General features: G+C 72.2%; 10 protein-coding genes and 2 tRNA genes. 10 read left to right on the plus strand and 2 right to left on the minus strand.

The features are described from left to right. Positions 1–154 precede the first annotated feature (154 nt). Both ACFQ7Q_RS21160 and ACFQ7Q_RS21165 read left to right on the plus strand, forming a co-directional pair. Positions 155–724, plus strand: a complete 570-nt coding sequence (locus ACFQ7Q_RS21160) for a SigE family RNA polymerase sigma factor (protein ID WP_383557420.1) — start codon at positions 155–157, stop codon at positions 722–724. Positions 725–881: 157 nt separating this feature from the next. Further along, entirely contained in the window at positions 882–2,534 is a 1,653-nt protein-coding gene (locus ACFQ7Q_RS21165; protein ID WP_383557423.1) for a long-chain fatty acid--CoA ligase, read from the plus strand. An 82-nt stretch (positions 2,535–2,616) separates the two neighbouring features. Here ACFQ7Q_RS21165 and ACFQ7Q_RS21170 read toward each other — a convergent pair whose 3' ends face one another. Together ACFQ7Q_RS21170 and ACFQ7Q_RS21175 are read right to left on the minus strand one after the other, a co-directional pair. Continuing rightward, complete coding sequence (locus tag ACFQ7Q_RS21170) at positions 2,617–6,327, minus strand: PAS domain-containing protein (RefSeq protein ID WP_383557426.1); 3,711 nt, start codon at positions 6,325–6,327, stop codon at positions 2,617–2,619. A 159-nt stretch (positions 6,328–6,486) separates the two neighbouring features. Further along, the gene (locus ACFQ7Q_RS21175) at positions 6,487–6,912 is read right to left on the minus strand and encodes an SSI family serine proteinase inhibitor (protein WP_383557428.1); all 426 of its coding nucleotides are present in this window, start codon (positions 6,910–6,912) and stop codon (positions 6,487–6,489) included. A 204-nt stretch (positions 6,913–7,116) separates the two neighbouring features. On the opposite strand from ACFQ7Q_RS21175, the gene ACFQ7Q_RS21180 reads away from it, so the two are divergent. The 8 genes from ACFQ7Q_RS21180 to ACFQ7Q_RS21215 all read left to right on the plus strand — a co-directional run bounded on the left by ACFQ7Q_RS21180 (position 7,117) and on the right by ACFQ7Q_RS21215 (position 12,987). Continuing rightward, positions 7,117–7,207: transfer RNA gene (locus ACFQ7Q_RS21180), tRNA-Ser, on the plus strand. A gap of 229 nt (positions 7,208–7,436) precedes the next feature. After that, positions 7,437–7,509, plus strand: a tRNA-Arg gene (locus tag ACFQ7Q_RS21185). A 93-nt stretch (positions 7,510–7,602) separates the two neighbouring features. Further along, positions 7,603–8,073 carry a DUF5959 family protein gene (locus ACFQ7Q_RS21190; protein WP_383557431.1) on the plus strand — a complete coding sequence of 157 codons (471 nt, stop codon included), beginning with the start codon at positions 7,603–7,605 and terminating at the stop codon, positions 8,071–8,073. Between the two features lie 265 nt (positions 8,074–8,338). Next, positions 8,339–8,704 (plus strand): PH domain-containing protein, encoded by a 366-nt coding sequence (locus ACFQ7Q_RS21195; protein WP_362360184.1) that lies wholly within the window; start codon positions 8,339–8,341, stop codon positions 8,702–8,704. Positions 8,705–8,815: 111 nt separating this feature from the next. Further along, positions 8,816–9,658 (plus strand): DUF2797 domain-containing protein, encoded by an 843-nt coding sequence (locus tag ACFQ7Q_RS21200; protein ID WP_383557475.1) that lies wholly within the window; start codon positions 8,816–8,818, stop codon positions 9,656–9,658. Between the two features lie 101 nt (positions 9,659–9,759). Then, positions 9,760–10,665, plus strand: coding sequence for an amidohydrolase family protein (locus ACFQ7Q_RS21205; protein ID WP_383557434.1), 906 nt, complete (start codon positions 9,760–9,762; stop codon positions 10,663–10,665). A 40-nt stretch (positions 10,666–10,705) separates the two neighbouring features. Then, positions 10,706–11,443 (plus strand): response regulator transcription factor, encoded by a 738-nt coding sequence (locus ACFQ7Q_RS21210; RefSeq protein WP_383557437.1) that lies wholly within the window; start codon positions 10,706–10,708, stop codon positions 11,441–11,443. 8 nt (positions 11,444–11,451) lie between these two features. Then, positions 11,452–12,987 (plus strand): sensor histidine kinase, encoded by a 1,536-nt coding sequence (locus ACFQ7Q_RS21215; RefSeq protein ID WP_383557440.1) that lies wholly within the window; start codon positions 11,452–11,454, stop codon positions 12,985–12,987. Positions 12,988–12,995 lie beyond the last annotated feature (8 nt).

Here is a 12,995-nt window from a genome sequence, read left to right on the forward strand (position 1 = left end):
GCAACGCCCCCGGCCCCGTCCGACCCTGAGGTGTTCGTGGCCGGCTCTCCACCTTCAGGAGGTCCAGCCGTCCCCACCCCTACAACCTGAGGCGGAGTGCGGGTCGGGACCTGGGGCCGATCCCCTGGGGAGTCGCCGCTCCTAGCGTGGAGTCATGACTCCGCCACCCTCTGGCCCCGTCTGCGTCGGCGCCTCCACGGCCGCCCTCGGGGCCGCCGTGACGACCGCCGGCTACCCGTCGTTCTCCTCGTACGTCCGGGCCCGCGGGCCCGTCCTGCTGCGCACGGCGCGCTCCCTCACCGCCAACCCCTGCGACGCCGAGGACCTGCTGCAGACCGCCCTCACCAAGACGTTCGTCGCCTGGGAGCGGATCGAGGACCACCGTGCCCTGGACGGCTACGTCCGCCGGGCCCTGCTGAACACCCGGACGTCCCAGTGGCGCAAGCGCAAGGTCGACGAGTTCGCCTGTGAGGAGCTGCCGGAGCCCGCAGGGCTGCCCGAGCCGGACCCGGCCGAGCAGCAGGTGCTGCACGACGCCATGTGGCGCGCGGTCATGAAGCTCCCCGACCGCCAGCGGGCGATGGTCGTCCTGCGGTACTACGAGGACCTCAGCGAGGCACAGACGGCGGAGGTGCTCGGCGTCTCGATCGGCACGGTCAAGAGCGCCGTCTCCCGCGCCCTCGGCAAGCTCCGCGAGGACCCGGAACTGACCCCCGTACGGTGACCGCGCGCGGTCCCCGTGCGGTGACCGCGCGCGATGGACACGACATCCGCCAGTAATCACTGGCAATTTCCCTACTCCCGGGTAGTGACATACCGAGCGGTACGTGCGCAGAATCTCCACACCCTTACTGCCACGTAGCGCCCACCGGGAGGACGCCGTGCTGAGCACCATGCAGGACGTACAGCTGACCGTGACCCGCATCCTGAAGCACGGGATGACGATCCACGGGAAGTCACTGATCACCACCTGGACGGGTGAGCCCGAGCCGCAGCGCCGCACCTTCGCGGAGGCGGGAGCCCGCGCGAGCCAGCTGGCGAACGCCCTGCGTGACGAGCTCGGCGTGACCGGCGACCAGCGCGTCGCCACCCTGATGTGGAACAACGCCGAGCATGTCGAGGCGTACTTCGCGATCCCGTCCATGGGCGCGGTCCTGCACACCCTCAACCTGCGGCTTCCCCCCGAGCAGCTGGTGTTCATCGTCAACCACGCCGCCGACCGGGTCGTCCTCGTCAACGGCTCGCTGCTCCCCCTCCTCGTGCCGCTCCTCCCCCACCTCCCGACCATCGAGCACATCGTGGTCGCGGGCCCCGGCGACCGCTCCGCCCTGGACGGCGTGACGCCGCGCGTGCACGACTACGAGGAGCTGATCGCGGGCCGCCCCACCACCTTCGACTGGCCCGAGCTGGACGAGCGTTCGGCCGCCGCCATGTGCTACACCTCCGGCACCACCGGCGACCCGAAGGGCGTCGTCTACTCCCACCGCTCCATCTACCTGCACTCCATGCAGGTCAACATGGCCGAGTCGATGGGCCTGACGGGCAAGGACACGACCCTCGTCGTCGTCCCGCAGTTCCACGTCAACGCCTGGGGTCTGCCGCACGCCACCTTCATGACCGGCATCAACATGCTCATGCCGGACCGCTTCCTGCAGCCCGCCCCGCTCGCCGAGATGATCGAGCGCGAGAAGCCGAGCCACGCCGCCGCCGTCCCCACCATCTGGCAGGGCCTGCTCGCCGAGGTCACCGCCAACCCGCGCGACCTCTCCTCCATGAAGCAGGTCACCATCGGTGGCGCGGCCTGTCCGCCCTCCCTCATGGAGGCGTACGACCGGCTCGGCGTCCGCCTCTGCCACGCCTGGGGCATGACGGAGACCTCCCCGCTCGGCACCATGGCCCACCCGCCTGCCGGGCTGACCGCCGAGGAGGAGTGGCCGTACCGCATCACGCAGGGCCGCTTCCCGGCCGGCGTCGAGGCCCGCCTGGTCGGCCCCGGCGGCGAACACCTGCCCTGGGACGGCGAGTCGGCGGGTGAGCTGGAGGTGCGCGGAACCTGGATCGCGGGCTCGTACTTCGGCGGTGTCGACGGCGAGCCGATCCGCCCCGCCGACAAGTTCAGCGAGGACGGCTGGCTCAAGACCGGCGACGTCGGCGTCATCAGCCCGGACGGCTTCCTCACGCTCACCGACCGCGCCAAGGACGTCATCAAGTCCGGCGGCGAGTGGATCTCGAGCGTCGAGCTCGAGAACGCGATCATGGCGCACCCCGAGGTCGCCGAGGCCGCGGTCGTCGCCGTGCCGGACGAGAAGTGGGGCGAGCGCCCGCTCGCGACCGTTGTCCTCAAGGACGGCGCGACGGCGGACTACGAGACGCTGAAGGCCTTCCTCGCCGACGAGGGCGGGATCGCCAAGTGGCAGCTCCCGGAGCGCTGGGCGATCGTGCCCGCGGTGCCGAAGACGAGCGTCGGCAAGTTCGACAAGAAGGTCATCCGCAGGCAGTACGCGGAGGGCGAGCTGGACGTGACCCAGCTGTAGGTCCTGCGGCAGGCCCCACGAAAGGGACCACGGAAGGCCCCATGAGAGGAGGGGGAGCGGTGAACACCGCTCCCCCTCCTTCTCAGTTGGTGCCTATCTTCGCGAGCAGGTCCACGATCCGGGCCTGAACCTCGTTGCTGTTCGAACGCTCCGCCAGGAAGAGGACCGTCTCGCCGGACGACAGCGTCGGCAGCTCGGCCTCGTCGAGGTCCTCCGAGGTGTAGACGACGAGCGGCGTGCGGTTCAGCTGCCCGTTGGCCCGCAGCCAGTCGATGATCCCGGCCCGGCGGCGGCGTACCTGCATCAGGTCCATCACGACCAGGTTCGGCCGGATCTGCGTGGCCAGCGTGACGGCGTCGCTGTCCGCCGCCGCCCGCGCCACCTGCATCCCGCGCCGCTCCAGGGTCGCCGCGAGCGCCTGCGCGATGTGGTCGTCCTCCTCGATGAGCAACACGCGCGACGGGTGCTGCTCGCTGTCGCGGGGCGCGAGCGCCTTGAGGAGTACGGCGGGATCGGCGCCGTACGCCGCCTCGCGCGTCGCCTGCCCGAGCCCGGCCGCGAGCAGCACCGGCACCTCGGCGGCGACGGCCGCCTGGCGCAGGGACTGGAGCGCGGTGCGGGTGATGGGCCCCGTCAGCGGGTCGACGAAGAGCGCGGCCGGGAAGGCGGCGATCTGGGCGTCGACCTCCTCACGGGAGTGGACGATCACCGGGCGGTAGCCGCGGTCGCTCAGCGCCTGCTGCGTGGAGACGTCCGGAGCGGGCCAGACGAGCAGCCGGCGCGGGTTGTCCAGCGGCTCCGGGGGCAGCTCGTCGTCGACGGGCTGCGGCAGCGGCTTGTTGGCGACCTCGACCGCACCGCCGGGCCCGTCGAGCGGCTCGGGACCCTCGGCGGCACCCTCGGCGGGCGCCCCTATGGCGTAGGAACGGCCTTCGGGAGCCGCCTGGGCGAGCGAGGCGAGCTGCTGCTGCGGGTGCGACTTGGCGGCGGGCTCCGCCGGAGCCGCCGGGGCGGCCGGTACGGGCACGGCCGCCGGGACCGGACGGTCGCCCTCGGGCGGGGTGGCGAGCTTGCGCCGCCGCCCGGAGCCATTGCTCTGACCGTTCTGCGACGCACCACCCTGCGACGCACCAGCCTGCGACCCACCACCCTGCGACGCACCGCCCTGCTGTGCACCGGGCTGCGCGGCGATCTGCTGGGCGAAGGGCACGCCCTGCCCGAGCGTCCGCACGCTGAACGCCCGCCCGCTGTGCGTCACGTCCTTCGGAGCCGCAGGAGCCGCAGGAACCGCGGGAGCGGCAAGAGCGGCCTGAGCGGCGGGCGCGGGCACCTCGGGAGGCAGCGGTACGGATCCGGTGCCGGTACGCGTCTCCTCGGCGACCGCCGGCCCACGACGCCGACCGGTCGGCTCGGGCAGCGGCTGCGGGTGGGACTGCGGAGGCGTGTGGTCGGCGTCCGGCACGGACAGAGCGGCTTCGTGCTGCCCCTCGTCACTCACCTGCATCGGCGGCATCGGCTGCGGGAGGGACATGGCCTGCGGTTCGGCCGCGGCCTGCGGTACGGGCTCGGCCGCGGGCTCCGGGGCGCGGTCCGCGTCGGCCGGGGGCAGCGCGAACGGCGTACGCGGCCCGGACTCGGCGGCGGCGGTCCGCTCCTGCGCGGCGAGCGCGCGACGCGCCCGCCGGCCGGTGGGCCGCTCCTCGGCCGCCTGATCGGCGCTCGCGACGGCGGGCAGGGCGGCCCGGGCGAGGGCGGGGGCTTCGGCGGGAACGCCCTGGGCGGGTACGGGAACACCCTGCGGGGGCACGGCGTCCCCGAGCGCGGCACGTCCCTGCGCGCCCTCGGCGGCGGTCACGACGGCGCCCTCGGCGGGCCGGCCGCGACGGCGCCCGGTCGGCTCGACGGCAGGGGCGCCGCCCGCGCTCTGGGCGGGGATCAGCTCGGCGGGGGCGGCCGGGGCCTCCTCCGTACGTCCGCGGCGGCGTCCGGTCGGCTCGACGGCGCCGGCCTCCGGGGCCACCGGGCTCTCCAGGAAGGCATCGGTGGACGCCCGCCGGGCGCGCCGCCGTCCGCCACCCTGGGTGTCCGAGGCCTGTGCGGGCAGCGCGAGCTGCCCACCGGCCGGAGCGACCTGGGCCTCGGCCTTCGAATCCGTCTCCGTCTCCGGCGGCGTCTCCACGGCCGTCGGGGCGGGCGGCGCCGTGACCGTGCCCTTGCCGGCGCCGAGCGGCACCTCCAGGACGTACGCGCCGCCGCTCGTCCCCGGCACCTCGTGCGTCTGCACCACACCGCCGTGCGCGGCCACGATCCCGCGCACGATCGGCTGGTGGACCGGGTCGCCGCCGGCGTACGGCCCGCGCACCTCGATCCGTACGACATCGCCGCGCTGCGCCGCCGCCACCACGATCGTCGAGTCGGCGTATCCCGCGCCCGGGACGACCCGGGCCTTGCCGGTGGAGTCGACGCCGGCCACGTCCGCGACGAGATGCGCGAGCGCGGTCGCGAGCCGTCCCGCGTCCACCTCCGCCTCGATCGGCGGCGCGTGGACGGCGAACTGTGCCCGGCCCGGCCCGATGAGCTCCACGGCCCCGTCGACGCCCGCGGTCACGACCCCGTCGAGCAGGACGACGGACGTGCCGAGGGTCTCCTCCCCGGCGTCCAGCCGCTGATAGCCGAGGACGTTGTCCACGAGGGTCGTCATCCGGGCGTACCCGGCGGCCAGGTGGTGCAGGAGCTGGTTGGCCTCGGGCCACAGCTGGCCCGCGTCGTCGGCGGCGAGCGTGGAGAGCTCCGTCCGCAGCTCCTCCAGCGGCCCGCGCAGCGACTCGCCGAGGACGGCAGTCAGCTGCTCGTGCCGGCCCGCCAGGGCCTCGTACCGCTCCTTGTCCGCCTTCGCCCGCTCCTCGTGGCTCTTCTTGAGCTCGGCGAGTTCGGAGGCATGCTTCTCGGTGAGGCCGGCGCGCTCGGACTCCTGCTCCTTGGCGAGCTGCTCGTACGGCCGGCGGTCGGTGAACGTCATCACCGCGCCGACGAGCTGGTCCCCGTCCCGTACCGGAGCGGTCGTCAGGTCGACCGGCACCTGCGAACCGTTCTTCGCCCACAGCACCTGCCCGCGCACGCGGTGCTTGCGCCCCGACTTGAGCGTGTCGGCGAGCGGCGACTCCTCGTACGCGAACGGCTCGCCGTCCGCCCGCGAGTGCAGGATCAGCGGGTGCAGCTCCTTGCCGCCGAGATCGCTGGCGCGGAAGCCGAGGATCTGCGCGGCGGCGGGGTTGACCAGGACGACGCGCCCGTCGGTGTCCGTACCGACGACGCCCTCGGCGGCGGCGCGCAGGATCATCTCGGTCTGGCGCTGGGAGCGGGCGAGTTCGGCCTCGGTGTCGAGGGTGCCGGTGAGGTCGCGGACGACGAGCATGAGCAGCTCGTCGCCGGTGTAGGCGCTGTAGGAGTCGTACGCCTCGCGCCCGTCCTCCAGATTGGCGCTGGTGACCTCGACGGCGAACTCGCTGCCGTCCGTCCGGCGGGCGATCATCCGGGTCGGCTTCGTACGGCCGCTCTCGTCGGTTCCCTCGGGGCGCCGCATGGAGCCGGGGATCAGCCGCGAGTCGAACCCGGGCAGCAGATCGAGCAGCCCGCGCCCGACGAGCGCGGTGCCGGGGGTCTCGAACATGCCGAGGGCGATGGTGTTGGCGTTGACGACCGTGCCGTTGCAGTTGACGAGCACGAGGCCGTCGGGGAGGGCGTCAAGTATGGCTGCGAGGCGAGCAGCGCCTCGGGATGGCCTGCTGCTCACGACGACGCTTCCTCCCTGACCCACTGCACCTTGCCCGGCTGGCCGGCCCCATCTTGCCCCTCGGGCCGCAGCCTGTCACTGCGAGGAGTCTAAAGGCAGCCTCGGTGGTCGCGGGGAGAGGTCTCTTGCCCCCGGCAACATCCGAACGTCATCCTCACCTCATCCCCGCACGCGGGGCAGTACGGGCTCCAGCTTCTCCCACCGGTCGATCTCGCACCCGTTGGCACGGGAGAAGCGGGCGTCGACGGAGCGTCCCCGCCAGTCGCCGGTGACGCGGGCGACGACGGACCCGCCGTACTGCTGCCCGCAGAGCGCGTCCTTGTCGACCGGCTTGAAGGGGTCGTGCCCCTCCTTCGCGAGCTTGTCGAGCCGCGCGCAGGCGTGGGAGGCCGCGGGGTGGTCGCCGCCGGCCTCGCCGTCGCAGTCGAGCCGGAACGTGCCGTCCGCCTTCGGGTGCCCGCTCTTGCTGACCGTCACGGTGAGCACGTCGTGCGACGACAGCAGCGGCAAGGGCGGCACGGGCCCGAGCCCGGTGGCGCCCGCGGCGGTGGTGGCGAGGGCGGCGAGTGCGAGGCGGCGCAGCATGCGAACTCCAGGGAGGCGGGTGGGGGCCATGGGCTCGGGCCCGTCTCCTCTAACGCTCCGTACTGCCGTTCGTTGCGCAACCGGGATGGGCCGAGGGGCTTTGCCCTCGGCCCCGGAGGGCTAGTACGGTGAGAAGCGATTGGTGACACCCGGCTCGCCTGTGTCATCATCTGCACGCACCACTCGCGCCCGCGTGAGGTGCATGGAGGCGTCGCCTAGTCCGGTCTATGGCGCCGCACTGCTAATGCGGTTTGGGCCTTAAAGCCCATCGAGGGTTCAAATCCCTCCGCCTCCGCCCCACACCGAAGCCCCGGCCCACACGGCCGGGGCTTCGGCCGTTCCGGCCCCTCTTCGGACCCACGCGGGTCACCCACCCGGCGGAGGGAGTGGCTCCGGGATGACGCCCCTGAATGGCGTTTCCGCAGGTCAGAGGGGGTCTGGCTAATGGATTTCGCGCTACGGCGCAGGTCATGTAATGTTGTCCACGCAACGCCGACCGGCAAGAAAAAAGCCGAGAAGCACAAGCACTCGTAGCTTAACGGATAGAGCATCTGACTACGGATCAGAAGGTTGCAGGTTCGAATCCTGCCGAGTGCACAGCCTGAGAGGCCCCGGACGAAAGTCCGGGGCCTCTTGCGTTGTGTCGTACGGCAGCGAAGTAGAGCAACCGGATGAGCTGGAGGGGCAGCCGTGGCCGAGGGTGGAGAACTGCTGGAGCTGATCGGCCTGGACAGCGGGACGCAGAGCGTCGCGGTTCGCCTGCTGTCGACCGGCCCGTCGTTCACCGGAGTGTCAGGCCGCTACTTCGATGCGGAGATCCGGATCCGAAGCGACTTCGTGAACGCCTCGGTGCGGACGGGGATCTTCGACGAGGACATCGAGGAGTGGGGCCTTCTCCTGGATGCCCTCGAAGAAGTCATGGACGAGGCCTCCGAGGACGACGCCTCCGAGGAAGACGACGATGAAGTGTTCAGCGGGGACTGGCCCAGAGAGGGCCGTACGGCGTACCTGCGGTTCGTGGCCGAGGACCCGCTCGTCGTCGAGGTCCGTGACGCACCCGGCACCGGCATCCGTGTCCAGGTGCCGCTCGCCTTGGACGACGACTGGATCGCAGAGGCCAGAGTCCGGCTCAGGGCGGTCCGCGAAGCGCTCGAAGCCTAGAGGCGGGATCGTCCGCGCTCCAGGGAGGTCGGCGCGACGGGCCGGCATTCCCGACGCAGCCGAAGGCGTCGGCCGCTTCTCGGGTGTGGGGGTCGTGCGGTCGGTGAGGTGTGGGCGTGGCGGTGGTGGGGGAATCCGGGACGGCCTGTGACGGCAGTGGCCGTGAACTCGTGGGGCGGGGCTCGTTCCTGACAGGCTCCTGCGCCGCCGGTTCGTCGGGATAAGGTCGGAAGATCGTTCTTTCTTCTGATCGTGGGGGTTGGGCATGGCACTGTTCGGAAACGCGCACAAGATCGATCCGGCGCAGGCGCAGCAGGAGTACGCGCGGCTGCTCGGGCAGGGGGAGCAGATCCACGCCGCGTATCTGCTGATCCGCGACACCATCTTCTTCACCGACCGGCGGCTCGTGCTCGTCGACAAGCAGGGCATCACCGGCAAGAAGGTCGAGTACCACTCGATCCCGTACAAGAGCATCACGCACTTCGCCGTGGAGACGGCCGGCACGTTCGACCTCGACGCCGAGCTGAAGATATGGATCTCCGGCAACTCGGTCCCCGTCCAGAAGACCTTCACCAAGGGCGTGGACATCTACGAAGTGCAGGCGATCCTGACGCAGTTCGTCGCGCGGTAGTCCGGCGCCAGGCAGCTGTGCGGAGGCCCCCGGAGTGTTCCGGGGGCCTCTGTCGTCCTCGCTGTCAGACCCTCGGAGGAGACTGGTCCCGTGACGTGGCGGTGTACGGGGATGCGGTGGAGCGAGGGTGTGCCCGGGCTGCGTTGGCAGGGCGGGCGGGTGTCCGCGCTCACGTACGGGCAGCAGGTCGCCTTCCGGGCCGTCGGGCAGCGGCTGTGCCCCGGGGCCCGCGGGAATCCCTGCCCGCTCGGAGCGACCGTGCCGGCGCGTGCCACCGGCGGACAGTGCCCCGAGTGCGCGCGGCTCGACCGGGTCCACTCGGTCGCCGCCGACACCATCGCCGACGATCCGCGGACGTACCGCGTGTACCTCGCCTGGTTCGGGCCCGGGATGACCAAGGTCGGGATCACCGGCGAGGAGCGCGGTGACGCCCGGCTCCTGGAGCAGGGGGCCGTCGCGTTCAGCTGGCTCGGGCGAGGCCCGCTCATGGCCGCCCGGCGGACCGAGGAGCTGCTGCGGCACGCCCTGAAGGTGCCCGACCGGATCCCGTACGAGCGGAAGCGCGCCGTGCGGCACGAGCTGCCCGCCCCGGACGCGCGCCGCCACGAGATCGAGGAGCTGTATCGGCGGGCCGTCGCCCTGCCCGCCTGGGGCGACACCCTGGAGACGCTTCCCTGCGAGGTGTGCGACCACGCCGAGGCGTTCGGGCTGGACGGGCTCCCCGGACTCGCCGGGACCGTCGCCGAGCTCTGCGACGACGGTGTCGTCGCCGGCCGTCTCCTCGCCGCCGCCGGGCCCGACCTGCACCTTCTCGACTCCGAGGGCCGGGTGCTCGCCCTCGACACCCGTATCGTCCGCGGCTGGGGGCTCGTCGCCGTCGAACCCGGCCACCGCGTCAGCGTCCCCGTGCGGAAGGCGAACACCGACGTCCAGGACGGGCTGTTCCCGACGTGACGGCGGGGATCCTCCCGGCTTCCGTATGGACATGATCGGTCCGTTCGGTGGAGGGTGATCCGCATGATCCATGGACACCGAATCCGGCCGGAGTCCCGGCCGTGAGCGCCGCCGAGACCCACGCCGCCGAGACCCACGCCATCGTCCGGCGGCTCGGCCTGCCCGGCCTGATCGACGTCCACACCCACTTCATGCCCCGCAACGTCCTCGACAAGGTCTGGGCGTACTTCGACTCCGTCGGCCCCCTGACCGGCATGGAGTGGCCCATCACCTACCGCGAGGAGGAGGACCGCCGGGTCGCCCTCCTCCGTGAGTTCGGGGTCCTCGCCTTCACCTCGATGCTCTATCCGCACAAGGCCGGCATGGCCCCCTGGCTCAACGGCTGGGCCGCCGACTTCGCCGCCCGTACGCCCGACTGCCTCCACACCGCGACCCTCTACCCCGAGCCGGACGCGACCGCGTACGTCGGCACGGCGATCGACGACGGCGCCTGCGTCTTCAAGGTCCACCTCCAGGTCGGCGGGTTCGATCCCAACGATCCGCTCCTCGACGAGAGTTGGGCGACGCTCTCGGACACGCGCACCCCCGTCGTCATCCACTGCGGCTCCGGACCGGCTCCCGGGAAGTTCACCGGACCCGGACCCGTCGGACGGCTGCTGGCCCGCCACCCCGGGCTGCGGCTGATCGTCGCGCACATGGGGATGCCCGAGTACGCCGACTTCCTCGATCTGGCCGAGCGGTACGAAGGCGTCCACCTCGACACCACCATGGCCTTCACCGACTTCAGCGAGCGCCTCGCGCCCTTCCCCGCCGCCGAACTCCCCCGTCTGCGCTCCCTGCAGGACAAGATCCTCCTCGGTTCCGACTTCCCGAACATCCCCTATCCGTACGCCCACCAGCTGCAGGCCCTCGAACGGCTCGGGCTCGGGGACGACTGGATGCGCCGGGTCCTGTACGGCAACGGCGCGGCGCTCTTCCCCCGGCTTTCTCAGGGAATTCACAGCTGAGGGAAAGGGAGATCTCAGTACGTCCGGACAGCGTGGCCGTATGACTGCCACCAAGCCCCGCGGGCGTACCGACATGACCCGGCCCGACGGCTCGGCCGTCCGCGTTCTCGTCGTGGACGACGAGGCGTCGCTCGCCGAGCTCCTCTCCATGGCCCTGCGGTACGAGGGCTGGCAGGTGCACAGCGCGGGCGACGGGGCCGGGGCCCTGCGCGCGGCGCGGGAGTTCCGGCCCGACGCGGTGATCCTCGACGTGATGCTGCCCGACATGGACGGGCTCTCCGTCCTCGGCCGGCTGCGGCGCGAGCAGCCGGACGTGCCGGTGCTGTTCCTGACCGCCAAGGACGCCGTCGAGGACCGGATCGCCGGTCTCACGGCGGGCGGCGACGACTACGTCACCAAGCCGTTCAGCCTGGAGGAGGTCGTGGCGCGGCTGCGCGGGCTGATCCGGCGTTCCGGCGCGGCGCAGGCCCGCAGCGAGTCGCTGCTCGCCGTCGGGGACCTGACGCTGGACGAGGACAGCCATGAGGTCACCCGCGGCGGCGAGTCGATCCATCTCACGGCCACCGAGTTCGAGCTGCTGCGCTACCTCATGCGCAATCCGCGCCGGGTGCTCAGCAAGGCGCAGATCCTGGACCGGGTGTGGTCCTACGACTTCGGCGGCCAGGCCAATGTCGTCGAGCTGTACATCTCCTACCTGCGGCGGAAGATCGACGCGGGGCGTGCCCCCATGATCCACACGCGGCGCGGGGCGGGCTATCTCATCAAGCCCGGGGAGTAGGACGAACGATGCGAGGCCCCCGCTCCTGGTCGCTCCGCACGCGGCTCGTCGTCTCCGCCGTCACCCTGATCGCGATCGTCGCCACGGTGATCGGGACGGTGACGACGATAGCGTTCCGGTCCTATCTGTACGACCAGGCCGACGGGCAGCTGCAGGGCGTCGCCAACCGGGCCGCCGGGCCGCCGCAGAACATGCCGGGCCCCCTCCCCGACGGCACCCCGGACGGCACCTCCGAGGTGCTCGGATTCCTCACTGGACCCGGTGCCCCGCTCGGCACGGTCGGCGCGTCCGTCGTGGACGGCGAGCTGAGGGACGCCGCCGTCTCCGAGGAGGAAGAGGAGCAGGGGAGGTACGGCCCGAAGTACCGCGCCCAGGCCCTGGACGCCGCCCAGCGCGCCGCCCTCTCCGCCGTTCCGCGCGACGGCTCGCCCCACACCGTCGAGCTGCCGGGGATGGACGACTACCGGGTCGAGTACGCCTCAGGGAGCCGTGGGGACTATCTCGTCGACATCCCGCTCTCCGACGTCCAGGACACCCTCTCCACCCTGATCCTCGTCGAGGTGAGCGTGACCGGCGCCGGTCTCGTCGCCGCCTCGCTGGCCGGCGGCGCGCTGGTCGGGATCGCGCTGCGGCCGCTGCGGCGGGTCGCCGCCACCGCCACCCAGGTCTCCGAACTGCCGCTGCACAGCGGCGAGCCGGCCCTCCACCACCGTGTCACGGAGGCGGATCCGCGCACCGAGGTCGGGCAGGTCGGCGCCGCCATCAACCGGATGCTCGACCATGTCCACTCCGCGCTCCACTCCCGTCAGCAGAGCGAGACGCGGGTACGGCAGTTCGTGGCCGACGCCAGCCACGAGCTGCGTACGCCGCTCGCCTCCATTCGGGGATACGCGGAGCTGACGCGGCGCGGCCGGGAGGAGTGCGGCCCCGACACCCGGCACGCGCTCGGGCGCATCGAGTCCGAGGCGACCCGGATGACGGGGCTCGTCGAGGACCTGCTGCTGCTCGCCCGACTGGACGCCGGACGCCCGCTCTCCTACGAGAGCACCGATCTCGCGCCGCTCGTCGTGGACGCCCTCTCCGACGCCCGCGCGGCGGGACCCGAGCACCACTGGCGGCTCGAACTGCCCCGGTCCGCCGTGTCGGTACGGGCGGACGGCGCCCGTCTCCACCAGGTCCTCGTCAATCTGCTCGCCAACGCCCGTACCCACACCCCGCCCGGCACGATCGTCATCGCGCGGGTGCGGACGGAGGGTGGCCGGGCCCTCGTCGAGATCGAGGACGACGGGCCCGGCATCCCGCCCGAGCTCCTCCCCGTCGTCTTCGAGCGGTTCGCGCGTGGCGACGCCTCCCGTACCCGTCAGGCCGGCGGCAGCAGCACCGGGCTCGGGCTCGCCATCGTGCGGGCGGTGACGGTCGCCCACGGCGGGGAGGTGACCGTACGGAGCCGGCCGGGGGAGACCGTCTTCGCCGTGGCGCTCCCCCTGGAGCGGCCCGCCCCGCACGACTCACAGCCAGGGCACAGGCTCATCACACAGCCGTGACAGCGGCC

Origin of the sequence: Streptomyces sp. NPDC056527 (assembly GCF_042794475.1) — a bacterium.
Taxonomy (GTDB): Bacteria; Actinomycetota; Actinomycetes; order Streptomycetales; family Streptomycetaceae; genus Streptomyces.

Bases quoted from the DNA above. Each gene is read 5' to 3' on its own strand.
- ACFQ7Q_RS21160 (WP_383557420.1), top strand. From the start codon at position 155: ATGACTCCGCCACCCTCTGGCCCCGTCTGCGTCGGCGCCTCCACGGCC.
- ACFQ7Q_RS21175 (WP_383557428.1), bottom strand. From the start codon at position 6,912: ATGCTGCGCCGCCTCGCACTCGCCGCCCTCGCCACCACCGCCGCGGGC.
- ACFQ7Q_RS21195 (WP_362360184.1), top strand. From the start codon at position 8,339: ATGGCACTGTTCGGAAACGCGCACAAGATCGATCCGGCGCAGGCGCAG.
- ACFQ7Q_RS21200 (WP_383557475.1), top strand. From the start codon at position 8,816: ATGCGGTGGAGCGAGGGTGTGCCCGGGCTGCGTTGGCAGGGCGGGCGG.
- ACFQ7Q_RS21210 (WP_383557437.1), top strand. From the start codon at position 10,706: ATGACTGCCACCAAGCCCCGCGGGCGTACCGACATGACCCGGCCCGAC.
- ACFQ7Q_RS21215 (WP_383557440.1), top strand. From the start codon at position 11,452: ATGCGAGGCCCCCGCTCCTGGTCGCTCCGCACGCGGCTCGTCGTCTCC.